31 protein-coding genes are annotated in these 22,305 nt (G+C 59.9%); 2 read left to right on the top strand and 29 right to left on the bottom strand.

The features are described from left to right. Positions 1-10 precede the first annotated feature (10 nt). From C4K38_RS10760 to C4K38_RS10740, 5 genes are all read right to left on the bottom strand, one after another. Positions 11-2,917, bottom strand: a complete 2,907-nt coding sequence (locus tag C4K38_RS10760) for a phage tail tape measure protein (RefSeq protein WP_053278276.1) — start codon at positions 2,915-2,917, stop codon at positions 11-13. A gap of 55 nt (positions 2,918-2,972) precedes the next feature. Continuing rightward, a complete protein-coding gene (locus C4K38_RS10755; protein WP_053278275.1) occupies positions 2,973-3,272 on the bottom strand; it encodes a hypothetical protein in 300 nt (99 codons plus the stop codon). Positions 3,273-3,780: 508 nt separating this feature from the next. Then, the gene (locus C4K38_RS10750) at positions 3,781-4,020 is read right to left on the bottom strand and encodes a hypothetical protein (protein ID WP_053278273.1); all 240 of its coding nucleotides are present in this window, start codon (positions 4,018-4,020) and stop codon (positions 3,781-3,783) included. A gap of 2 nt (positions 4,021-4,022) precedes the next feature. Next, complete coding sequence (locus C4K38_RS10745; RefSeq protein ID WP_053278272.1) at positions 4,023-4,508, bottom strand: phage-derived protein YdaY family protein; 486 nt, start codon at positions 4,506-4,508, stop codon at positions 4,023-4,025. Between the two features lie 80 nt (positions 4,509-4,588). Beyond that, complete coding sequence (locus C4K38_RS10740; RefSeq protein WP_053278271.1) at positions 4,589-5,752, bottom strand: phage tail tube protein; 1,164 nt, start codon at positions 5,750-5,752, stop codon at positions 4,589-4,591. Between the two features lie 114 nt (positions 5,753-5,866). On the opposite strand from C4K38_RS10740, the gene C4K38_RS10735 reads away from it, so the two are divergent. Then, positions 5,867-6,433 carry a hypothetical protein gene (locus C4K38_RS10735; RefSeq protein ID WP_124345269.1) on the top strand — a complete coding sequence of 189 codons (567 nt, stop codon included), beginning with the start codon at positions 5,867-5,869 and terminating at the stop codon, positions 6,431-6,433. Here the strand turns inward: C4K38_RS10735 and C4K38_RS10730 are convergent. The 12 genes from C4K38_RS10730 to C4K38_RS10675 all read right to left on the bottom strand — a co-directional run bounded on the left by C4K38_RS10730 (position 6,430) and on the right by C4K38_RS10675 (position 15,022). After that, a complete protein-coding gene (locus C4K38_RS10730; protein WP_053278270.1) occupies positions 6,430-6,825 on the bottom strand; it encodes a hypothetical protein in 396 nt (131 codons plus the stop codon). The genes C4K38_RS10735 and C4K38_RS10730 overlap by 4 nt on opposite strands. Continuing rightward, positions 6,822-7,202, bottom strand: a complete 381-nt coding sequence (locus tag C4K38_RS10725; RefSeq protein ID WP_053278269.1) for an HK97 gp10 family phage protein — start codon at positions 7,200-7,202, stop codon at positions 6,822-6,824. The genes C4K38_RS10730 and C4K38_RS10725 overlap by 4 nt, the downstream gene beginning before the upstream one ends. Beyond that, the gene (locus C4K38_RS10720) at positions 7,202-7,585 is read right to left on the bottom strand and encodes a hypothetical protein (RefSeq protein WP_053278268.1); all 384 of its coding nucleotides are present in this window, start codon (positions 7,583-7,585) and stop codon (positions 7,202-7,204) included. Before C4K38_RS10720 ends, C4K38_RS10725 begins: the two co-directional genes overlap by 1 nt. A 1-nt stretch (position 7,586) precedes the next feature. Beyond that, the gene (locus C4K38_RS10715) at positions 7,587-7,955 is read right to left on the bottom strand and encodes a hypothetical protein (RefSeq protein ID WP_053278267.1); all 369 of its coding nucleotides are present in this window, start codon (positions 7,953-7,955) and stop codon (positions 7,587-7,589) included. Between the two features lie 6 nt (positions 7,956-7,961). Further along, positions 7,962-8,237, bottom strand: coding sequence for a hypothetical protein (locus C4K38_RS10710; protein WP_053278266.1), 276 nt, complete (start codon positions 8,235-8,237; stop codon positions 7,962-7,964). 41 nt (positions 8,238-8,278) lie between these two features. Then, positions 8,279-9,247 (bottom strand): major capsid protein, encoded by a 969-nt coding sequence (locus C4K38_RS10705; protein WP_053278265.1) that lies wholly within the window; start codon positions 9,245-9,247, stop codon positions 8,279-8,281. Between the two features lie 9 nt (positions 9,248-9,256). Then, a complete protein-coding gene (locus C4K38_RS10700; protein ID WP_053278264.1) occupies positions 9,257-10,003 on the bottom strand; it encodes a DUF6651 domain-containing protein in 747 nt (248 codons plus the stop codon). Between the two features lie 150 nt (positions 10,004-10,153). Next, on the bottom strand, positions 10,154-11,227 hold the full coding sequence (locus tag C4K38_RS10695) for a putative phage head morphogenesis protein (protein ID WP_053278263.1): 1,074 nt from the start codon (positions 11,225-11,227) through the stop codon (positions 10,154-10,156). Then, positions 11,227-12,603, bottom strand: a complete 1,377-nt coding sequence (locus C4K38_RS10690) for a DUF4055 domain-containing protein (RefSeq protein ID WP_053278262.1) — start codon at positions 12,601-12,603, stop codon at positions 11,227-11,229. The genes C4K38_RS10695 and C4K38_RS10690 overlap by 1 nt, the downstream gene beginning before the upstream one ends. A gap of 2 nt (positions 12,604-12,605) precedes the next feature. Then, on the bottom strand, positions 12,606-13,925 hold the full coding sequence (locus C4K38_RS10685; protein WP_053278261.1) for a phage terminase large subunit family protein: 1,320 nt from the start codon (positions 13,923-13,925) through the stop codon (positions 12,606-12,608). Beyond that, positions 13,900-14,376, bottom strand: a complete 477-nt coding sequence (locus tag C4K38_RS10680; RefSeq protein WP_053278260.1) for a DUF2280 domain-containing protein — start codon at positions 14,374-14,376, stop codon at positions 13,900-13,902. Before C4K38_RS10680 ends, C4K38_RS10685 begins: the two co-directional genes overlap by 26 nt. Before the next feature lie 31 nt (positions 14,377-14,407). Further along, positions 14,408-15,022 carry a putative metallopeptidase gene (locus C4K38_RS10675; protein ID WP_053278259.1) on the bottom strand — a complete coding sequence of 205 codons (615 nt, stop codon included), beginning with the start codon at positions 15,020-15,022 and terminating at the stop codon, positions 14,408-14,410. Between the two features lie 72 nt (positions 15,023-15,094). Here C4K38_RS10675 and C4K38_RS10670 point away from each other — a divergent pair, with 72 nt between their 5' ends. Beyond that, a complete protein-coding gene (locus C4K38_RS10670) occupies positions 15,095-15,349 on the top strand; it encodes a hypothetical protein (protein WP_053278258.1) in 255 nt (84 codons plus the stop codon). 46 nt (positions 15,350-15,395) lie between these two features. Here C4K38_RS10670 and C4K38_RS10665 read toward each other — a convergent pair whose 3' ends face one another. From C4K38_RS10665 to C4K38_RS10610, 12 genes are all read right to left on the bottom strand, one after another. Then, entirely contained in the window at positions 15,396-15,692 is a 297-nt protein-coding gene (locus tag C4K38_RS10665) for a hypothetical protein (protein ID WP_053278257.1), read from the bottom strand. Between the two features lie 3 nt (positions 15,693-15,695). Continuing rightward, a complete protein-coding gene (locus tag C4K38_RS10660; RefSeq protein WP_053278256.1) occupies positions 15,696-15,980 on the bottom strand; it encodes a phage holin family protein in 285 nt (94 codons plus the stop codon). Beyond that, a complete protein-coding gene (locus C4K38_RS10655; RefSeq protein ID WP_009047258.1) occupies positions 15,973-16,347 on the bottom strand; it encodes a putative holin in 375 nt (124 codons plus the stop codon). The genes C4K38_RS10660 and C4K38_RS10655 overlap by 8 nt, the downstream gene beginning before the upstream one ends. Before the next feature lie 32 nt (positions 16,348-16,379). After that, positions 16,380-17,033 carry a phage tail tip fiber protein gene (locus C4K38_RS10650; RefSeq protein ID WP_053278255.1) on the bottom strand — a complete coding sequence of 218 codons (654 nt, stop codon included), beginning with the start codon at positions 17,031-17,033 and terminating at the stop codon, positions 16,380-16,382. A 469-nt stretch (positions 17,034-17,502) separates the two neighbouring features. Continuing rightward, positions 17,503-17,889 carry a hypothetical protein gene (locus C4K38_RS10645; protein ID WP_124345268.1) on the bottom strand — a complete coding sequence of 129 codons (387 nt, stop codon included), beginning with the start codon at positions 17,887-17,889 and terminating at the stop codon, positions 17,503-17,505. 24 nt (positions 17,890-17,913) lie between these two features. After that, on the bottom strand, positions 17,914-18,609 hold the full coding sequence (locus C4K38_RS10640; RefSeq protein WP_053278253.1) for a hypothetical protein: 696 nt from the start codon (positions 18,607-18,609) through the stop codon (positions 17,914-17,916). Continuing rightward, the gene (locus C4K38_RS10635; protein ID WP_053278252.1) at positions 18,606-19,205 is read right to left on the bottom strand and encodes a recombination protein NinG; all 600 of its coding nucleotides are present in this window, start codon (positions 19,203-19,205) and stop codon (positions 18,606-18,608) included. Before C4K38_RS10635 ends, C4K38_RS10640 begins: the two co-directional genes overlap by 4 nt. Continuing rightward, on the bottom strand, positions 19,202-19,672 hold the full coding sequence (locus C4K38_RS10630; RefSeq protein WP_053278251.1) for a hypothetical protein: 471 nt from the start codon (positions 19,670-19,672) through the stop codon (positions 19,202-19,204). The genes C4K38_RS10635 and C4K38_RS10630 overlap by 4 nt, the downstream gene beginning before the upstream one ends. Then, positions 19,669-20,040, bottom strand: a complete 372-nt coding sequence (locus C4K38_RS32445; RefSeq protein ID WP_053278250.1) for a hypothetical protein — start codon at positions 20,038-20,040, stop codon at positions 19,669-19,671. The genes C4K38_RS10630 and C4K38_RS32445 overlap by 4 nt, the downstream gene beginning before the upstream one ends. Further along, a complete protein-coding gene (locus C4K38_RS10620) occupies positions 20,037-20,549 on the bottom strand; it encodes a hypothetical protein (protein WP_231998555.1) in 513 nt (170 codons plus the stop codon). Before C4K38_RS10620 ends, C4K38_RS32445 begins: the two co-directional genes overlap by 4 nt. Next, the gene (locus C4K38_RS10615) at positions 20,549-21,343 is read right to left on the bottom strand and encodes a hypothetical protein (RefSeq protein ID WP_053278249.1); all 795 of its coding nucleotides are present in this window, start codon (positions 21,341-21,343) and stop codon (positions 20,549-20,551) included. Before C4K38_RS10615 ends, C4K38_RS10620 begins: the two co-directional genes overlap by 1 nt. After that, complete coding sequence (locus C4K38_RS10610) at positions 21,330-22,304, bottom strand: hypothetical protein (protein ID WP_053278248.1); 975 nt, start codon at positions 22,302-22,304, stop codon at positions 21,330-21,332. The genes C4K38_RS10615 and C4K38_RS10610 overlap by 14 nt, the downstream gene beginning before the upstream one ends. Position 22,305: the final 1 nt, after the last annotated feature.

Genomic DNA, 22,305 nt, shown 5'->3' with positions numbered 1-22,305 from the left:
CCTTAAAGGCTTAGCGCCGCGCGATCAGCTGGCGGATGGTTCCGTTCATTTTTAAGTCGCGTACGACCAGTTCATAGCCGCCCTTGGCCCCCTGCTGCGCCGCCTCCCTGACCATGTTCACGGTCGCTTCGTCTGGCGTGCCCTGGAAGCTGAACTGCTGCTGGATGATTGGCGCCTGGGCGCTGGACGAGGTGCTTTGGACGACGTTCGTGGTCGCGGCCGCAGTTGAAGGCCCGACGTAACCACCATCCGCATAACCCTTGGAGTTCGCGTTCATTCGCTCGAGGAACTCCCGGGCGCCCGGCTGGCTCACCACCTCCTTGCGGACAACGAACTCGCCGCCGTGCACAACGCCCTTCGGCTCATACTTGCCACCGTCGCCGGTGTAGCCGCCAGAGGAAAACCCACTGCGCGATATCGTCTCGCTAAATCCGGTCATGGTGCCGCTGCCAGCCGAGGAAGCTCCAGCACCTGCAAACCCGCCGAACAGTGATCCGAAAATGCCTACCGCAGCCTTCCGCACCTGGATACGCACAAGGTCGGCAATGATGCCGTCGGCCAGATCCTTGAAGGACAGCTTGCCGGTCTTCACGAACTGGACGATGCCATCCTCCATGTTGCTGAAGGCGTTGGTGAAGAGATTGCGGGTTTGGCCGGCGACGTCAGCGGCTTTTTCGGCATAGGTCTGGAACGCCGAAGAGGCGCCGAGCGACCAGTCAGATTGGGCCTTATCCACTTCCGTGTAGTACTGCTGCTGCATCGCCAGGCGAGCCTGGAGCGCGGCACGCAGGGCTTCCGTCTCCTTGCTATACAGGCTTTCGCTGATTCGCCCCTCGTTGCGCTGCTGCACCAGGCCATCCAGTTGCGATTGGTACTGCTGCTGAATGCTCAACTGCTCTTGCAGGCGCTGCCGAGCTTGATCGCCCAGCCCCATGCCAGCCAGATTGTTATCGAGTCCGGTCTGGGCATTGGCCAACTGGCTGGCCAGGTTCGACTGGAAGGCGGCCAGCTTCTGAGTTTCCTCGGTGGCTATCTTGCGCAACTGGTTCTCGCGCTCCAGTGCAGCATTCTTTTTCAGCTGAGCAGTGATCAGCTCCTGGTTGGCTAGCAAGGACTTCTGGTCGGCGGTCAGGGTCTGCTTACCCTTGATGTCGGCGAGCTCCTGCTCCCACTTCACCAGGGCCTGGCCGGAGGCGCCGAGCTTGTCGACCTCTCCCTTCTGTACGCCGATGAGCGCGTTCTGCTGCTGCAACACGGCGTACTGCTGGCGGGCCTGGTCCAGCGCCTTCATGCCGGCGTTTTCGGTGTAGGCCTTAGGCTTCTTCTCGGCCGCCTCCTTGTAGATAGAGTTCTCGCGTATGGCCTTGAGCGCCGCAGCCTCCTGCTCAGCAGTAATCGTGTATCCAGCTGCGCGAGCAGCACTGATGCGCTTTTCTTCGTCCTCAAGCGCCTTGTTCATTTTTTGACGCTTGGTGAAGTTCTGCTCAAGGCTCTTTTCAAATGCTTCGTACGCCACTTGCCCATCACGCTGAACCTGAGCCGCTCGCGCGGTATCGTCAGCAGCCTTCTGTTCGGCTTTCGACTTCTTGTCGTAGGCATCCAGTTCAGCCTGAAGCGAAGCGATACGCTCTCTTGCGTTGTCGTCCTCGTAACCAGTATCAAGGGTAGATTTCAGGTAGTTGATCTTCTGCTGAATCGCCTTCACGTCCGGACCACTATTTGACTCGCGCCCGATACCGAGGATTGCGTCCCAACCACTCTTCGCGGCGCCAGCTAGATCGTTCCAGGCCTTTTCGAGAGTGCCCAGGTTGGCCTTCATCGTCGCCGAGCGCTCGCTAAGTGCTTTGGCATACGCCTCTTGCGCGATGGCTGCTGCTGCCTCCTTCTCGCCCATTTCCTGCGCAGCACGGACCTGCTCATAGACCGAAGCAGTCAGGAAGTTGTACTTGTTGTTCAGTTCAGCGACTGCCTTTACCGGGTCGTCCGCCAGCCGCACAAATTCGGCGATGGTTTCCGACACGGCCTTACCGGTCGCTTTCTCGTACGCGATTGCCGAAGTGGCGATCTGCTCGAAGCTGGAGCTGGCGATTTTTCCGGTGCCGGCGAGCTGTGCCAGCGCCGCGGCAGCATCTGCCGTGGTACCGACGGTGCCGCTGACACGCTTGGCCATCTCAGCGAGGGCGATCGTGGTCGTGCCCGCGGCATTGCCTGTAGTCACCAGCGAAAGCCGGTAAGCATCCTGCTCTTTCGATCCCTGGTAGTAGGCCAGGCCAAGCACGCCAACCGCAGCAGCAGCAACAGTGAATGGGTTGACCAGTCCAAGGATGTACCCACCCAAGGCTTTTGCCGCCGGCGCTACACCACCAAACATATCCTTGAGCTGGCCACCTTGCTGGAGGAAAACTGTGAGGGGCGCCTGTCCGCCCTGGAGAGATACCGCGATATCAGTAAATTGTGCTGGCACACCACGCAAGGCTGCAGCCGTCGCTTTCGCCGTCATGCCGGTTTTGTTCAGATCACCGTTTAAGCTTGTCAGCGCGGCACGCTGAGTCTTAATTGCTTCAGCCTGCCCGCGGATAACACCGGAAAACTCTTTGTAGCTAGACTCGCCAATGTCTCCGCGCTTGAATGCTGCCGCCAGTTCGGACTGGCTTCTGGCAAGATCCTGTTGCTTCTTCCGAAGTGGATCCAGTCGGCCAAGTAGTTGTTCGACCTCATCGCTGTAGTATCCATATGACTTTCCGGCTCTCTCAGCGCTTTGGCCTGCGCTATCCATGCCGGCCCCGGCCTTATCCATTGCAGGCTTGACTCGAAGCCCTGCGCTTTCCAAGGCCTCGAGAGCCTTGCGGGTGTCAGCGGCCTTTTGCTCGGCGTCCCGGCTATCGATCTCCAGAACCAGACGGGATGTCTGAGCCATTGCTTTTCTCCAGGCATAAAAAAACCCGCCGGAGCGGGTTTTAAATTCGATTTCTTTATCCGTTGGCGTCCAAGCACTCGCGAAACGCTTCGTTCTGGAACTCCTTCACGGAGTCTTCCTTCAAGGTATCGACCATCGCTACTGGACGCTTATAAGCCCTGAGAATCATGCCTCTGGCAAACTTGCTGCCATCCCCGATTTTATCGAGCGCATCCTCAAGCAACTCCCCATTTTGGCGTGCTGTCATAGCCTGCCCGGCCAAAGCGGAGATCTTCTTACAGGAACTGTCATCCGCATGTGCCGATGTTGCCGCGGCCGTCAAGATCGCAATACCTACCAAGAAAATTGATTTCATGCGTCCTCGCTACTTCCTGTACTGATACGGTTCTGGTGCTGTTAACAGTGGCTCAGCCTTATCCCACATGCCCCGGTATCCTCTGACTGAATACGAGTACCCAGGCTTCAGATCCAGCAAGAGGCCTCGCAGATCGCCACCGGCGCATGCCGCATTATTCTTGATGCTCAGCTGTACAGGGCCGGGCTTGTGGTACAGCTTCACTGATTTGCCGCTACTGGTTTCGGCTGCAAGCCGCTCGTTCAGAAACACTTGCATACCAGCTCCGAAGCAACTCATCGCGCCAGAGTCTTGAGTGAAAACGATGCGCGCGTCATCAGCAGAGCTCGGCCGTCCGAAAGCATATACATCCTCTGCCGGCACCTGAGATGCGTTCTCTGGCGCGACACGCGTTGTCTCACACCCAGCCAACAATGATAACGCTATCAAAAACACGAAATGTGGTTTCAAGCCTAACCCTCCCTGTGCGAGAGAGGAATCTAGCACCAACTGGAGGGCCTCGACAAAATCAGTCGTCATCACCCGCAAGGCACACCGCATCCAGAGCGAACATCACCTCATCGACTTCATCGCGCGCCAGAGGCGATGGATGCGACTCCAGCCAGTCAGAGATCTCCCTGGCCGACAGCGGCAGCGGGAAGGCGCCAGCCATGCTTGTGATGTATCGGCGCCCGCGGCAGACGTTGCGGAACAGGTTCAACAGGTAGGCCGTGATCGGGTCGTTCTCCGGTTCGTCCGGAACGGCCAGTCTCAGGCGCGCGTAGACCGCCCGCCGCTTTTCGCTTTCCCCGCCCCACTCTTGCTCCCACTCGAAGCGGGAGACGGCTTTCCCACCGTCTCTGCCCGCTCTTCTGCGGAGTCATTGGCGGCGGCCGCACCTTCGCGCAGGACGAAGACGAAGAACTCGATGTTGGTTTCCAAAAGCTCGGCTGCGATGGCTGGGCTGTACTTGAGCGGATTGCCCTCTGCATCCAGCACGCCTTCCCAGCCTTTCACGATGAAATGGCTCAGCAACATGGCATGGTTCTGGTGCTCGGTCTTCTCGCCGGCGACCACGCCCACCTGGCCCTCTTCAAACCGGGCGTCATTCCGCTGAATCCGGCGGCGCATGCGCTCGAGCGCCACCTGGTACTCGGCATTGTCGATGCTGGCGAGGAGCACCTTCGTGTCGTCGTCAAACTTCGCCCAGCGCTCACCCTTGGTGACTGGGTCTTTCTTGGTCAGTTGCAAAGCCATGGAGATTCCTCAACGCCACGCCGATAAAAGGACCGCCCCGGGCGGCGTTACTGCCGGGACGGCCAAAGAGTGGTACAGGGTTACGCAGTGACTGTGATGGCCGCGGTACCAGCCTTGGTGCCATCGGCCACGCTGGTGGCAGTGATGACCGAGGTGCCGGCCGACACGCCGGTGACCAGGCCGGCCGAGTTGACCGTTGCCACGCCAGGCGTGCCGCTGGACCAGGTCACAGCCTGGCTTGCGCCGGCCGGTGCCACGGTTGCGGCCATCTGGCGGGTTGCTGCTACCGCGATCGAGGCGGTTGCCGGGGTGACGGAGACGCCAGTTACGACGATTGGCGCTGCTTCGCGGGTAATGGTCGGACTGACCTTAGCCACGGTGTAGTTCAGGGTCACCTCGATCAGGTCGCGCTTGCCGCCGTTCGGCAGCTCTCCGTCCACCTCCACCGCCGGGAAGTTGAAGGTGTACTTGTTGCCCAGGCTGTCAGTGATCGGGAACACCACGCCAATCGGCGCGCGGGTAAAGGTGTTTTTCCAGATCTCCCAGGCGCGCTTCGACCAGGCCAGGGTGATGCTGCCGGTGATAGCCGCCTCAGTGGCGATATGAGCGCCCGGGCCAAGCCGATCAGACCCCAGGCACCGCTGAGTTTGCAGACTGTTGTCCAGGCTCACGGTCATAGCGGACACACAGGCCACACCTTCCAACGACTGGCCGTCGACCAGGATGGTGCCGACGTTGTTGTTCGACAGAAATGGCGTGGTGGTCGGCGCGTTCGGCGAAACCACAATCGGGGTGTCGCCGTCGGTGTAGTCCAGGCATGCCATGTTGAAGGTGGCGGTGATCTTGCCGTCGGATGGGATATCCAGTGCGAAGGTCGACACATGGGCGCCCTTGAACACGCCATAGACGTCGACGTCGTTGTAACCCTTGGCGATGCTGAAAGTATGGCGAGTATCGCCCACGGCAAGCACATCGCCAGTCCAGGCGCCGTAGAAAGCCGCTTCCAGTAACTGATCGAACGAGCCGAACGAGAATTCCGCGGTCAGATCCCCGCCGATATCGATGCTGGTAGCTACGGATCCCTGGCTGAGTCGACTGTCGGTGATCTCGTCACTGACCTGGGTGTTTACCGTTGGAGTGAGTGTGTTGCCGGTCAACCGCAGGGTGTCCCAGGTGCCGGCCGGGGTAACGCCAGGCGTCACCTCCGCAATGATGTGAGAAACGACTTGTGCGCCAGAGCTCATTGGAGCCTCCTTTTCGCGGGCAAAAAAAACCCGCTCAAGGCGGGGCGGGTTATGGATTGAGTGAGGCAGCTTCGCTTAGCATCCGGTCTTTAAGACCCAAGGGACGCACGAAGAATGGAGTCGGTAACCTGGACTTTGATCGTTAATATCTCTCAGGCTGCTGCCGCGTTTGCCGGCGCTGCATCGGCGGTATTTGCTGGATGGGCTATCAGAAAAGCTTCGAAGGAGAGGAAGAACACCCACCTCCTGAACCATGCTAAATCGAGCCTTGAGCGCGCTTTTCAGGCTTTGTGCGAAGGAACTGCTGCCGGAGAACCACCGGCATCAGATCGACTAGCATGGCTCACCTGCGCGAGACTCATCGAGGAGTACAAATCAGCAAAAAGCATGATTAAAGATGCCCTCACCCTGCGCGAATGCGAAAGCCATGAAGAGCATTGGCGGCATCAGTTCTCTCTGCGACTTGAGCTGATCTCTGAAGGACCTGCAAACTATTTCTCTGCGAGAAATGGCGGCCTCGAAATACAGAAAACGTCTGCAATAATCATCCATTCCTTTGCCACTTGGCCCGAAGGAAAAACTGATCCATTAGCGAAATACAAAACAGCTGATGATGCATATGAGCAATTAGGGATTCATATGAGATGGTTCAATCTCCGTCAATATTGCGGCCGTCTTTAACCAGCCCTGAACCGGATGTTGACCTTGATCTGGTAGAAGCCCTCGAACTCGCCGGCTACCACCTGGCTGGCCTCCATGCACTCCAGGTCACCCGACTGCCAGTAGGCGAAGTGGGACTCCAGAGCGTCGGCCAGTTCGTTCAGGGCCTTCAGCCCGGTATGCGTCCGGGCGAAGCATTGAATGCTGATCTGCCCGGGCTTGCGGGTGTGCGGACGATCAGCCATGCCGGCCATGAACGCCATGGCGTGCTGGATGTTCAGGCGACACCACAGACCCGCGGCTGGCGGCGTGAAAACCGCTGGCTGGTTCGGGTAATCGATCCTGTCCTGCTCAATGCCGGTGAAGGCGACCATGTGGGCAGTGATCAAGGCCCGGATTTGCTCAAAGGTCATTTGTAGGCCTCGGAAACACTGATGAAGGCGAGCTCGTAGATCCCGCCAGGTGCTTGATCGGACCAGCCGTCTTCTAGTCGTTCGGCGTATGGCAGATTGTTCTGGATGTAAACCACTGTGAATGGCTTTAGACCACTTACCGCGGACAGTCCGCGGTTGATAGTCTCGCCACCACTCGGATCGACCTCTGTGGTGTTGATGTAAACAGGAGATCCAATGCTTACGATGTTATTGCCACGGAAACGTCCAGTGTCGACCGGCGACCGAAGCACGATTTCGTTGAGCATCGCCATAGCAATCACTCGAACTTGCCGAGCCATATCCTGCTCGATCTGATCAGCAAATAACGTCGGTGATGTACTCCATCCTTTCGCCATCAGACTTTCCTCAACTGGATCTCGTAATGGGCCTTGGCCGGGTCGATGCCCGGACTGATGATGCGATACGTGGCCTGCTGTCCGGTGAGCAGGTCTTCGACCGTGATCTGGTGCCCCACCGCAGGCCTGTCCGTGACCTCGTTGGCCAGGCAGATCAACAGAACGTCGCCCACCAGAATATTGAGGCCGTCGATGCGTCGGCTGTCGTAGCTGTCGAGTACGCCGCGCCCGGTGTAGGTGACAGGCTGGGCGGTGGTCGTCTCGCTGACCGGATCCCACACGCCGGGCCCCATGTAAGTTCCGGTGAACGCCTGCACCGCGTCGGCAAGTTCGTTGTCGAAAGCCTCGGCCAAGTCGATCTGGATGTCATCGCGAAGGCCCATATCAGCACCTCACGACTTTGACCTGGCCTGAGCCAAGGTAATGGGCCAACAACGCCAAGGCGAAAGACTCGCCAGCGCTGATGGTGCTGGATGACTCGGAGAACGACTTGCTACTCGAAACACTCCCTGCACTGACGGACTTAGCCGTCACGCCAGTTTCCTTGGCCCCGTACAAATTGCCGGCCGCGGCCTCCCTGGCCACCTCGGCGCCTGCCTGGATCACGTCTTCCGGAACCGGATCGAACTCAGGCAAGTGCAGGTTGGTAAGCCAGGTGTTCGCCATCAGCACCGCGCGCGGCTTCTTCTCTTCGGTCGTCCATGTCGCGCCCAGCAGGGCATCCACGTCCGCCACGGTGATGTAGGTCGTCACGGGGCTTTACTCCTGCGGTTTGTCGAGCAGTTCGGCGAGGGCTGGCCGCTCGGCTTCGGCGTCGAACGGGATGCCTTTCTCGGTCAGCTTCGCCTTAATCTCGTCGACCTTCAGGCCCTTGGACGGCTTGTCGACACCAGAGGGGCCCTTCTTCATCGGCTCCGGGTGCTTGTAGTCATCCGGCGCGAACTTGGCGTCGATTATCTTGTAGCCCTTCTGGCGCAGTTCAGCCTTTCGCTCAGCGGTGACCGGGTGTTTCTCGTAAACGATTTTTTCGGACATTACCCTTCTCCTGGGATTGCGCCCCGAAGGGCGCTGTTTGATTACTGGGCGGCGTCGCCAATGGTGATTACGCCAGCCGAGGCCTTGATGCTGTTCGCAACGAGGTCCCAGTTGGTTCCGGTGGCCAGCTCTGCGCTGGTTGGCGACTTGCCGCCGTTGGCGGTGTCCCAGGTGTAGCCCTTCATACCCAGGCCGAAGGTGTAGTCGGCTTGCATGGTGGTTTCGATGCGCTCCTTGCCGTTGGAGGTCTCGATGTTGGTGATCAGGTCGGAACCGTCCATCACCACCGCAGCACCGTCGGCCAGGCTCAGCACCTTCTGCTTGTTCGGCGTGCCGGCCTCGTACAGAGCCGCGGCGTCGGTGATGATCACCGCCTTACCGAGGATGTCGACCACCTGCACACCGCTGAAGGTGAACAGCTTTTCGGCGTTGGCCAGGTTCTGGCCCAGCAGCTTGTGGTACATGGCCCCAGTCATGACCTGGGCAATCAGGCGTTGCGAGGCGTCACCGAACAGCGCATGGGCGTTGTTGATGGCGATATAGTTCACGCCACCGGTTGCGGACACGTCGTTGGTTGCGGACGGCTGATTACCGATCGCGGCCACCAGGGCGGCAATGGCAGTGTTCAGCTGGTCCGACATGATGGCTTCGGACAGGTTGCGGCTGATGACCTCCAGCGCTTCTTCCGGGTTCTTCTGCACCCACGACAGTTGCGCTGGCTCCCACAGGATGGGGCCGAAGCCGCCCGCGATTTTCACGGAGTCGTACTGCTTCTGTGCCAGAGGGGTGGCGGCTTGGGCGCCATTGGCTGCGTAACGGTCAACGCGACGCTGGGCGCCGTGCAGGCCAGCCCAGAACGATTCTTGCAGGAAGTCGCCGTCGATACCCTGGGTAGTCAGGCGGATGGAGCCTGCCGAAGCGGCGTTGAATTTTTCAACGTCCTGCGCCAGGGTCTCGATGGTGGTGCGCTTGAGGTATTCGTTGAACACCTTCATGTTCGAAAGGGCCATTGGGCCTCCTTATTCGCTTGCGGTCAGGCCTTTGATGGCTTCCAGGCGTTCAGCCTTGGAGCCGCCGAAGTTGCCCTTCGTGGATTTGTTCTGACCACCGCCGTTGGGAGCGCCACCGCCATTGGCGCCGGAGCTCTTGAGGATGTGGTCACGATGGGGGTACTGTGAAACGAGGGTCTCAAGCGCTTCGTTGAAGTCGGCCAGCTCACCCGGGCGCGCACGACTGAAGACCTTCTGGCCCTGGCCGTCATAAGCGACAACCTTGCCTTCTTCGATCTTGAAGTTGCCGCCGAATGCGGCCTGAACCATGTCCGCGGGAATCGCCATCTTCTCGGCGATGAACTGCGAGCGGGCGAAGCTGCCACCGATCTTCTCGGAGTACAGTTGCTGCTCGAGGGTCTGCGCCTTGCCGTTGGCTTCGTCCAGCTGACTTTGGAAGGCCTTGCTGATCTCGCCCTTCACCTTCTCGATCTCGCCGGCATCCACCAGCTTCTTGGCGTCGAGGTTGGCGACGGTTTCCAGGGCTTTCTTGGCCGCAGCGGCATCGTCGATGCCCTCGAAGGCCTTGGCGACCTTTTCGAGGCCATCAGCACGCTCACGGTGAGATTTAGCCTCAGCGTTCAGGCGGGTGATGGTGCTGCGAGTGCCCACCGCATCAAAGGCGACCTCTTTACCGTCGTCTTCGACATATACGGGCTTGCCATCCTGGATCTCAGCGTATTGCTTGCCATCCACTTCAACAGTCTTCAGTTTCATCTCGTCTCTCTGGGCCATCCGGCCAGTTGGTGAGCCATCCGGCCCTGTCGCGCCCCGTCCATCCGAACCGCAGGCAGAAAAAAGCCCCGCACTTGGCGGGGCCTGGGTTGCGACACAAAATCGAATGTCGGCATTTCGTGTCGCGGGGAATTACAGGCGCTCCCTCAGCTCGTCGAGCGTCAGGAACTTGCCTTTGTCGTTGTAGAAGTCGTCGAGCTTGAGCTTTTCCTGTCTTAGCAGCTTTCCGCGCTCAGGCCCCAGGATCTCGTCCTGGCGCGCTGCTGACTGCCGGCCCAGCCATTCGGCGTAGGTGGTTGACTGCGGCACCTGGCCGTCCATGGAGGCGCGCGTGGCGCCATCGCTGAAGCCAAGCTTCGATGCGCTCTTGAGGATCGGCAGCTTGGTCGAGCGGCAGCACCAGTGGATTCGCCCGGGCCCGGCCAGCCATGGGATCTTGTGCCCGATTGGCAGGTAGGTCCCAAGGGTGTACGGCAGCCGGTCCCTGATGCGGCAGGTGGTCGAGGTGCGCGTATCCAGTGTGCTGATCCACTCGACATGGCTGATAATGTCACTGTTAGCCTCGTAGGCCTTGTCGCTGGCAGCCTCGGCGGTGCTGGAAACAGCAGACCGGACAACGGCCTCGATCTCCCTGCGCGACTTCTGCAGGATGCCGTCGGCATACTTCTCCGTCCGGGTGCCCATGATGCTGCGGACGATCTCGGCAGTAGTTCGCCCCTCGACCACGCCAGCACGCACAGCATCGCGAACCGAGGCCGCGCGTGACGCCTCGATGCCGTCCATCCACTCCCTGAGCAGTCGCCCCTGGAATGGCCGGGCCTGGGCAATCGCCTTAACCTGGCTGAACTGAGCAGCGGCGACCGGGAAGGCATCCTGCACAACGACAGGGGTCACCGCCTGAAGCGCCCCCTGCTGGAAGGCAATCTCATAGCCGATCAAGCTGTCGGTGGCCTGGTCCACCGCCTGGCGGATCTCCACGAAAGTGGACTGATTCAGGCGCAGGACGACAGACAGAGCCGCATCCACCGAGGGCGCCGACAGGTTGTCGCCGAGGTTGTCGATTGCCTCAATCAGCGCCGCACGCAACTCGGCGTCCTTGCTGTTGAGGATCTTGATGATTGCCACGACCTGGGCATTGCTCAGGTGTTGCAGGTCGACCTCGTGCCCAATCAGCTTATCTAACAGCTTCTCATTGGCGGTCTTCATCACAGCGCACCGAGCGCGGGGCCCTGGGCTTCGATTTTCGCCAGCTCCTTGGCCCAGTCATATTCGTCACTGATCACGCCGCGGCGCTGCATCTCGGCGAACAGCGTCTCCTTGGACAGCATGTCGGCATTCGCCATCGCCACGAGCGTCGGCAGGGACACCTCCGGCATGTAGTCCACGTCGAAGTTGCCGCGCATCTCGACTGCACCACCATCACCCAGCCCACGATAATCGGCCATGATCTGGAGTAGCTGGGCCAGACAGTCGGCGAAGTGGCTTGCCATCCGCGCCAGCGGCGACAGTTCTTGTGCCGCCTCCTCATCCACCTGGGTTGCGGTCTTTGTTGCGCTTTTCTCGGGCGTGAGCAGCTTGGCGCCAGCCATGCGCATCTCGTCGAGCAAGTCTTGCAGGGCTTCCCTGCCGGCCTTGACCGCGGCCCCGGTGTGTTCGACGTACTTTAGGTCGCCATCCTTGGGCAGATCCGTCAACGCGCCGGTGCCAACCTTGAATTCAGGCGGGACCGGCTTGCCCTGGTTGTCGTATGTGGCCTGCACGCCGATGCGCACCAGGATCGGCACGCGAATGACATGGAGGATATTGTCTTGGTCGCTCTGGCTCTGCCAGTGTTTGACGTTGAGGTGGGCCAACTCCAACAGCGGCGGCTTGGCCGTCATGAAGCCGGTCCGGCCGGTGTAGAAGGTCACAAGCGGGATATAGCTCAGACTGCTGACACCCTCTTCATGCAACTCCCAGCCGCCATTGCCAGTCTTGCGGTACGTCCGCCACGAGCCAGGCTCGAGAACACGGATCTGCTCGACGCACTTAGCACCAAACTTACCATCCTCCTCCTCGACGATCTCGATATAGCGGAACATCGTGACCTGTCCGCCCTTGGCCCGCCAGCCCAGCACCTGCTCAGGCTTCACCAGCACTGCATAGGGCCTCACCCCGGCAGCGATCTCTTCCGCCTGGGTGCGCACCCCTTCAGTGCGGGAGTGGTCAACGAGCGCATGGCACAGGCCGTGACTCAGCCCTTCGCGGAAGAACTCAACACCCCACGAGTTGAGATCGTTGCCGGAGTGGTCGATGTCAGCAGTCATCTCAACGATCTGCCCTGGAACATCGTCGCCGACCTGTAGAGGTTCGGCGAAGACCCGGGAGGTCATGTTGCCTACCGTCTCAGAGTAGGCCGGCAGCAGCGTGGATAGCCGCAGGCGCTCCTTGTAGGAATCGTCATCCTCGGCCGGGTATTGCGGTAACAGGGTCTTGCCCGCAGCACGCATCGCCATCGTCCCGCCCATGAGCGGAGAAATCACGCCCCAGTATTCACGCATCGCGTTGACAGCTGGCAGCGTGATGCTTGGGTTATCGTTCATCGTCACATTCTCAAGGATTGGCTGGTGGTCATTTCCACGTTGATTGGGTAGCGCTTAGCGATGAAGTAGCCGGCGGCGTCGTTCATGTGGTCGTGACCCTTTTTGGGGTCCTTGTCGGGATCGCCGTGTTTGTCATAGGTCTGCCGCTCCAGGCATAGCGTCAGTTGCGGGCATTGGTCGGCATTGACCTTCAGCCGTCGCTCGCCGTATGTGTTCAGCAACATGGCATTGACGGCATTCACACGGTCTTTTACGCCCGGATTCTGGCTGTCCACGATCACCGTGAAACCAGCCTTGCGCAGCAGGGATAGATCGGATTCGCTGGCATTCTTACTACTGGTGTTCTGGCCGCTGGCGTCGGGATAGACCGCAATGCCATGACCTGGGAAGCGCGCCTTGATCTTCTCGATCATCTCTGGCGTGTCACGCACCGAATGGAACTCATCCAGGGCAAGCGGTAGGCCTTCGCGCACCACGTAGACAACTGCGGCCATCTTCATGACGTTGAAGTCCATGCCGATATGCAGCGCCTCTCCGGGCTTGATGCGCTCGCTGGTCCGACTCTCGCTGCGACTGAAGGTGTAGTAGACGACGCCGGCGTAGTTCTCGAAGCTGGCCTCGTACTCCTGCCGGAACGTGCGCGGGTCCATCTTGCGACGCGCCGCGTCAAGCTCTTCAGCCGGGACGTTGCCGCCCTGCAGCGAGGTGTAGAGCCAACTCTTGTGGTCAGGTTCGCCGCCTGGCTGCCCATCGCGGTATGTGTCGAAGCAGTGGTTGAAGCCCTTTGGGGTGCCGATCCGCAGCGCGTGGCCGCCCTTACACTTGCCAACACCAGGTACAACGTACTCGCAGGTGGACAACATAGGCCGCAGGACTTCTTCCCACGCAGCCCATTTGCAGTCGGCCCACTCGTCCACCAGGACAAAGAAAAGACCGGAGCCTCGCAGATCGTCGTAGTTCTCCAGACCCACGCAGCGGATGAGGTGCCCACTCTTGAGAGTGATCAGCATGTCCGACTCATTCGGCTTGCAGTCTCGCCACTCACGGGGAATGGCCTGCTTCAGCCGGCGCCAGAAAACGCGGCGGGCCTGCTTCTGCGTCGGGGCGGCGTACCAGATTTCGTCCTCGACGCTTACCCCCCACTCCGCGGCCAGTCGGGCCGCGCGGCGCATCTCGGCCTTGCCGAGGAAGGTCTTGCCGAAACGACGACCACAAACCGCGTCACGGAATCGTGCATTCCGCTGGTAACCCCAGACGTAGATGTTCGCCTGCTTCGGCGTCAGCTTGACCGGGGCCTCATAGGTACGGGGTAGCGGGGACATTCTCGTCAGGCTCCAGGGTGTACTCAGCGATCGCATGCGGCTGGTCAGCCTGGGACCCAAGCGGCTTTTCTGGTTCAAGGCGGCGATTCACGTAGACGTCGCCGCACTCCTTGGCAGCCTGCTCCAAGATCTGCATAGCCAGGGAGATGTTCTTCATCCCCTCAGCGCGCTCGACAAAGCGATTCATGGCGCGCAGTCGGTACGCACGGTTGGCGATCGGAATTTCTGCCGTGTCCTCACGAAAGCGCTTACGGGTGTCGTGGAACAGGGTCTGCCATTTGATCGCGAGCCCCTTACCCGCGGCCTTGGTTGGGTCGTGTGTCTCCACCTGCTGGCGGGTCACCACCACCCCAAATTCGTTCTTGACGGAGTCGACCACCTGAGAAGGTGTGTCAAAACACGCCAGAGCCTGAACGATGAAGCTCTTCACCTCATTTTTCAGGGTTGCCATAGGGTCTCATCCGTCTAGAGCCTGTCTAGAATCAGGCCGACTTGAGCAGACAGGTTCCGCAGGCCCTCGATATATTCAATTTCCCCACCTCGGCAGGCTTGTTTGCAGCGTCCACCAACGCTTGAACGTCAGGGCTCGCACCGTAGCGGCGGACGACACCGACGAACTCTTCAACGTCGTGTCCGCGCATCTCAAGCTTGGGTAAGCCGTCTTGGGTGAACGCTGGCTGTCCGTACTTATCGGTCGCCTGCGCTATGTGGTAGAGCTCATGCTCGACCAGGGCGCAGAAGTCAGCGTCGGAACAGTCGGCGCAGTAATCGGCAGCCAGCGTGATGATGTAGGCCGGCACATCGCCGAACCAATCCAGCATCTGCTGTTCCATCCGGGCCTTCTGCCAGCCACCGGCGCGGAACGCGACTTGTTCGGCCTGCCCTACCACCGTGCGCCCTTTCTTCGTGAAGGCGGCGGAGGCCCACATCACGCGAATGTCAGCATCGATCAGATGGGCGTGTTCTTCGTTGTGGATGCTGCCGGTGTCGGCAAGGATCTCGGCCTGAAGCCATTCCCACACTTCGGGCGCAGGGATCAGGCGAATACCGAAGCTGGACAGCTCAAGCAATGACGCTGGCGGATATGGCCTGCCCACAGGTCACCTCCAGCTTGAAATAGTGGCGTGTTGCCGGTATTGGTTACGCTCCAACACTCACGGAGCAGAGATATGAAGTTCAAAGTGAAGGCATATTTCAACGAGTCGAAGCATCGAGCTCTTGCCATTCCAGAAGACAAGACACTCGAAGATCTTTCCGCAGAAACTCGCGCCTGGATTGGCCCGACTGTCACTCAGCAATTCAGAGAGCTGGATACATCCGAAAAGCTCATTGGCTTTGACCCGCAAACAGTTTGGGACGATTTCCAGGCAAAGGGTTTTTCGACCTATGAGATCACCGCAACAGTCACGGTGATTAACGGGTAGCTGCGTGTCGCGACACAATTTGCTGATTCGCGAAACGTGTCGCGACCTACACTGCTAGCTGCAGCTGCTTGTTGAACAGCTCGCGAATCTCACCAAGCCTGGTCATCACCAGAGGCTCGCCCTTCAAGTGGATCAGGTGGGCCAGCTGGTGGACGATCCCCTCATCCGACAGGACCTGGCTCGACGGCAGCTCCTTGAACCAGCACACGAACACGGCGAAGTGCAGTGCCGCGGGCAACTCCTTCAGGAAGCGCTTGTCGGTCATCCCCGCGAATCGGGCGTGCTCCTCGCGCAGGTCCTGGTAGCTGGCCGAGTAGTGATTGCCGCCGATGACGTAATCCATGGCTCAGTCCATCCGCAGGATGCGGGCGACGTTGCCCCGGGCGCGGTACACCAGCACCACCAGGACAATCAGCACCATCAGCAGGAACGGCGACACCGTCGGCGCGGGCTTGGCCATCAGCGCGGACAACGTGATTTGCAGCGATTCGCAGCCAGTACCCACGGCCAGCAGGTAGGCCAGCCAGGACACGCCAGCTCGGTAGCGGGCACCATCACGGCGGTAGACGGCAATGCGGAAGCAGATCGCGCCACACAGCGCACCCGCTATCAAAGTCCATGGATCAACCATTAGGGCGACCTCCACGAAGATCGAGGAGCCATTGCAGCCAGCCAGGGATCTTTCCACCACCGACCCACTCCAGCAGGCTGATACCGATCGCGACACAGAACATGGCACCGAAGAAGGCAGCCAGGCCTGAGGCTTTCGCGATCTCCCGGCCCATCACTTCAATGGCGACGTAGTAGCCAGCCACCCAGGAAGCGATGAAGTAACCAAGCCTGGCCCAGGCGGTAAGCTCTTTGGCGAACACCACGAAGAACATGGCGCCGGCGAAAGCGCCGACCACTGCATTCACATCTACACCCGGGATCAGGCTCGCAGTGGTCATGCCCACAACGGCCGTACCCGCCATCACGCCGGCGCTCGGTTCGGCCATTGGTCTTGCTCCATTTTCAGTTGTTGGGGTGATCAGCGGAGGTGCAGCATGCCGCCTGGCTTGAGCTCGGCGCGGAGAACGTCACGGATCTGGTCGGCGATTGTTGGAACCTTGCTGATCTCGCTCAACAGTTCCTTGCCGAGCGATGTTTCGCTGATCGTGCTGGCCATGGCGTCAAGCATTGAGCCAACACCACCAGCCTTCAGCGCATCACCAGGCTGCGGGGCATCCCCGGCAGAGTCATTGATTTTCCAGCGGTCAGCGTCTACCAGAAACTGGGAGTCGAAACCGCCAAAGCCGGCGACGTACCTTTCCCCGGACGGGGTGGACGCCATCTTCACCACCCAGGTATCGGACAGCCTGTCGGCACCCGAAGCGATAATCCCCGAACCATTCTCGGGGCCGTCGCCGGTGTAGCCACCGGAGCAAAAGCAGCCACGCCGGATTGGCTCCGCAAGCCCCGCTACGATCTTCGCGTTGGTGATCGATGCGCGCTCAATCTCTGCTTGGCTGATGTAGGTCACGCCATCGATCACGATGAAGGGCTTGGGTTGATCAGTGGCTGAACGGCTCTCTGGCGCGTCGAGATTGCCCAGGATTACCGGGGAAGCCATGCCGTACAGCTCGAGGCGATCCTTGCTCAACCGCCAGCCAGATACACCCTCAACGAAGTCAGGACTCTGCATTGCTGTGATCCTTAAACGAAAGAGCCCCGATAGTGTCGGGGCTAAGAATTAGCGGCGCTTAAGCCACTCGATATGGATGAGAGCGCCAATGCCGAAAAGTATTACGACTCCCGCGGCGGCCAAGAAAATAACAGCTGGCCACCCAGCTAGATCTCCGCGACCGCATGCTGCGCCGGCCGCAGTGCTGGCAGCCACTACTGGGAGGGTCGTGAGTGCCATATCAAAGCTCCAAATACGAAAAAGCCCCAGCGAATGCTGGGGCCCTGAATAGGTGCGCGGTCTTTCCCGTCGTCTGCCGTAGCCATCGCTGCGCCGACACCCTGTTGCATCGGTCTCGCCGCTCAAGCTTCGCGCCGCCCTGCAGCATGTGAGGTCAGGGCCCGCGGGCTGCCGGTGCTATTTCCGTACGTCGCACTATCCGGCTATCGACGTCCAGGCCTTCCCGAAGGCTGTCCTGGCTACAGGTGAATCAGAAAGCTGGCGAGATATCGAAGTAGTAGTCATTCCCTTCTTCGAAGTGCTCGGCGCGATCGGCAGCCACGTTCACGACGTATTCGCCGTACGGGGTGTACTTGCCATAGATCGCGTCCTCTTCCGCCGGGTTTGCAGACCACACAGCACCGAAGTGCAGGCGGGTTAGCGATTCGGTCGAGCCCTGAACAGGCCCTTTGGAGCGGAGAGTCATTTTGCAGCGGGTGATGTGCATCGGTAGATCCTCGAACGTCGATTGGGCAGGAGGGTCTTTCCGGTCTTTCGCCTGCATTAGGGCAATAAAAAACCCGGCGCGGTGGCCGGGTTCTTGTTTGGCACTCCTCGATACGCGCAGGAATGACAGGATGGGATTAATTTCGCTCATCCGCTCATTGCTGTCAATAGGCAATCACGCAGCCCGCTCAATCAGCAAACCTTCAGCCTCCAGAATGTCCGCGGCATGTGCCAGGGCATCGTTCACCAGATCATCAGCAGCCCGACCAATGTCCTGCCGCCACCGGCGCCGAGTCGACTCCGGTGTACCGTCGTTATCCCAGGTGTTCATGTCGTAGAAGCTGTCCTTCAGCACGATCATGTCAGCAGACCGGGATTCGTCCTTCTTGGCCTTGGCCTGGCCGGCTGCCACCGCCGCCTTCACCATCGACTCACGACGCCACTCTGGAGCATCGAGTGGAATCTCGACGGATACGGACTTGGCCACCTTCGCCCGCGCACCTTTGAGCTGCGGGATGGCCCAGGCGGTGGTCGCCTTGAACAGGAACAGCTTGGGGGCCGGGGTGCTAATGAGGGCCTGCAATGCAGAGATGGCCTGCACCTTACGCCCCTTGTGGGTGCTGTACTTCGCCACCAGTGCGTTCCAGTGCTTCGGGTCAAGACGGCTATGCAGCCGGGCCGACACCCAGCAATCCACCTGGGTGCGATCGATGGTGTCGGCGCCGCGGGAGCGAACCAGTGTCGCCAGGTCGCCGCCCTCCTCCTCGTCTGCAGAGTTGTACAGCTTCTGCCATGCCTGTTTGCTGGTGTTGTCGATAGCTTCGGCAGCGAGGGCCGAAACAACTGCGTTCAATACGCCTGGATAGATCATGCTGCTCTCCCCTTCAGCTCTTTGATTTTCGCCCAGCAGTCGACCTTGATCTCTTGCAACTCCGGGATGGTGTAGCGTTTTGGCTCGCAGGGCCCGAATAGGGCCTCTACTGCTTCGATACCGATACGGCGCTCAAGCTCTGGCCGGTAGCCGTGAATGTTCCCGCTCAGGTGGTTGTTGCAGACCGAGCAGGCCTTGTGCACGTTCAGCGGGTTGAATCGGTGCTCAGGCGATGACCCGACACTGAGGAAGTGCGAGGCATGCCACTGGCCATTCCAGGTCGCCGGCTTATCGCAGCTCACGCAGCCAAGGTGCGCATCCCGCAGACGGATCCACTGATTGAAAAGAGCCTGGGCCTCGCGCATATGATCTGCCCGCGACTTCACCCGCTCCTTGGCTGTGCGGATCTCCCGGCGCTCGCGCTGCTGGATCGCCTTGCGCGCTCTTTCCTGGTTCGTTGGTGCGATGGCCAAGGCACACTTGGGGCTGCACACTCTCTGCCCCAGGCGCTGCGGCGGGAAGCTGATGCCACACGCTGGGTTCTTGCACTTCTTCGGCTTAGGCGCCTTCATCTCCTTGAGCGCAGTTCGCGTCATGCGGCCTCCTGGCTCAGCAGATCGTCGAAGTACACACCCTGAGGAGCAAAGCGCGCGACGATGCGGTCGGTGTACGCCACGCCCTGGACGCGATTGAACAGGCTGGTGACGGGGAACCCATCCGGGCCAAACAGCTTGCAGCCGCCCATCATGGCGAGCTTCGTCTCGTAGGGAAGATGGCGCATGACCCGGTACCACTCGGCCTGAAACCCTGCATCCTCGTTCAGCAGGATCTGCACGCCGACGTGCAGCTTGCAGTACCGGCGAGCGTCGGCTTCATCGCCGATCTGGGTCATCTCGGCGATGCGCTTGTACATGGCGAACCACAACCGGTTTTGATCCAGGGTACGGTCCTTCCCGGGGCGCAGGGATACCACGACGAACTTCTTGTCCCGATACATGGCACTGAGTTTGGTGATCGCTTCTGAGAGCTTGGCCTGGCAGTTGACGCTGATCTTGTCGGTCATGGCTGCTCTCCCTTGCTCATGGCGGCGTCAAGGATGCTGCGAGTCTCGTCCAGTCCTGCGTACTCGCTCCAATACTCTCGGTCCAGTGCTTCGTGAAGATCAGTCAGAGACTTGCGCAGAGCCTCGTTCTCGGCCTTGAGCCGGTCCTCACGCGCGATTGCGTCCTTCAGCAACGTCTTCGAGCTGTCACGCTCTACCTCAAGCCGATCGTTCTCTTTGATCAGCTGCAGTGCCACCTCCTCCACCGTCTTGTCGCCCAGGAGCTCATCCAGCGCAGCGGTGTGACGCTGCAGGTCGCCATCCTCAGCCTTCCATGAGGCCACTACGGACCACAGCAGAGACTTCAGCTTTTCCTTGTCGATATTCATTCCGAAATTCCCTTCAGCAAGGATTGCAGCTGCCGGAGCTTGCCCAGAGCCTCGGCATTGCTCTCACGCTCCGCCTCGACCGACAACGCGACCTCCTCGATGCGAGCAGCCAGAGCTTTCATCCGCTTACTGAAGTCCTCAGACAGGCTCACCACCTCACCAGAAAGCGCCGCCAGGACATCTAGGGCGCCGGCCTCGGGCTTCTTGATCGAAACAACGGTCTGATTGGCTGCCTGGGTCATGACTTGCTCCTTCTTGGGTTTTGGGGTGGCTGCATCGCGTTGAAACTTCCCACCTACCGGTTCACGAATAAGCCCGGCGTCCTTGAGCTCGCCGAGTGCGCGGCGAACGGCATATGCCGATGCACCTGTTGCGTTTGCGGCCAGAACAGCGCCGTGGATGTCGTGGGTGCTCCAAAGCGCCTGGATTGGCACGTAGCCAAAAATTTTCTGGGCGATTGAGGACTGGCCGGCGAGGATTTGGGCTTGCCGGGATTCGTTCATAGCCATCAGAAACTCTCCTTGCGCTGCACTGCAGCAATGGCCTCGCGAGCTTTGCGCTTGCGCAGATAAGTGTCGACACGATCAGCCTGGGCCTTCTTCAGCCGCTGACGGTCATTGCGTGCTTTTGCCGCATCCACGATCTGACGGACTTCAGCGAGCTTTTCGCGAAGATGTGGCGACGGATTCGCCGTGGAGCCGGTGAGCAACCCGGCAATGGCCTGGCCATCGGCAGTGATGGGCGCGATACGGAGATCCGCCAAGTACTGTGTGGCGGACTGCTGGGTGATCAGTTGCATACGGACCGCGGATTCGATGGCGATAACCCGGCGACCAGGGTCGAAGCCAAGGGAAACGCTCCAAGTAGTTGGAATGGCTTCTGCGCGAGCAGCTGCCACCAGGCGGTCGTAGGCGCTCATGAACGCCATACGGGCGCCGACTTTGTCGCCGAGCCGCAGGATCGGAGCAGCAGCGGTCATGGCCTGCTGGATCTCGGCTGTCATCACCACAGTTTCGATCTCGTCGCCAGCGAGAAGCGCAATCGACCACGCCTCATCTTTCCCAGGCCGGCCATCCTTAAGCTGTACACGCGACAGGATGTCCGCCATGGCGAGCTTGCCCTTCACCTCATTCCGGCAGGATTTCAGCGCAGCGCGAACGACTGGTACGGGGTAGACGGACAGATCCTCGGCCATCATCGCCGCGGTACCGGGATTCATCTCCTGCCCCATGGCTTCAGCTGTGGCACAGATGGCAGCGGCCAGACCAGCGACCTGCGCGTCGTTCATCTCACAGGTACTCATTGCGCTCCCCCGCCTGGCGCTTGGCCAGGACCAGTTGAGCAGCCTGCTCTGCCGCGGACAGGTTCGCCTCAGTGCGCTCCTGCTGACGAGCAGTGGCGCCATTGACGCGCTGACCTGTCACCCACTGGGTGTGGTAGCTCTCGGCGTTGGCCAGCAGTTCGTTGAGGCTGTGGCACTTGCGAAGAATTGAGGCGTCGTTGGTTTTCAGATAATGGGCTGCGACGTGGTGAGCAACATCGGCGCCGAGGCGATCCACAAGCTGGGTCATCTGCTTGCCGACCTTGGCGTTCCACACAGGCCATGTGCTGTAGCGCTTACGGTAGGCCATGGCGTAATTCGCCCAAACCTTGAAGGTTTTGCAGGATGGGTCCTTTGGGCCTGGCATGTCGGCCGGAATTTCTACCCGCGGCGTTTCGAGGCGATCCAGAACCACCAAGCCACCGGACGGTGCCGGCTTGCCCGGACCGTTCTGCAAGTCCTGACTTGTACCCTGATTGGTATCCTGATGATTGGTATCCTGATTTGTCGGATTTTTTTCCGACCCTAGCCCGGATTTTTTTCCGACCTTGCTCGGAGATTTTTCCGAGGTAGATCGGATTTTTTTCCGACCTTTGTTTTCTGCTGGGGTCGGATATTTTTCCGACCCATCAAGCTTCTGATTCCACTCGACGGCCTTTTCGGTCAGCCGGAAAAGCGTGATATTGGAAGTGCTGGAAAGCTCGATTAAACCTGCTTCATCCAGGACCTTCAGCATGCGATAGGCCGTGTCTGGCTTGTCGGTGAGAAGCGGCAGTTCCTCAACGATCTTGGCCTTGCTCAGCGCGAAGAAGATCCCATCGTCAGTCTTTACCGGCTTGGTCCAGCTCGGGCAACCGTAGATGAAGGCGAACAGCAGGGCCTGCTGAGAATTCAGCCCCCACTCGAGCGCCTTCACCTGATTGATCGTGATGGTGAATTGCATT

The organism is Pseudomonas chlororaphis subsp. piscium (assembly GCF_003850345.1).
In the GTDB taxonomy this organism is placed as follows: Bacteria; Pseudomonadota; Gammaproteobacteria; order Pseudomonadales; family Pseudomonadaceae; genus Aquipseudomonas; species Aquipseudomonas piscium.
This window is presented reverse-complemented; position numbering and strand designations above follow the sequence as displayed.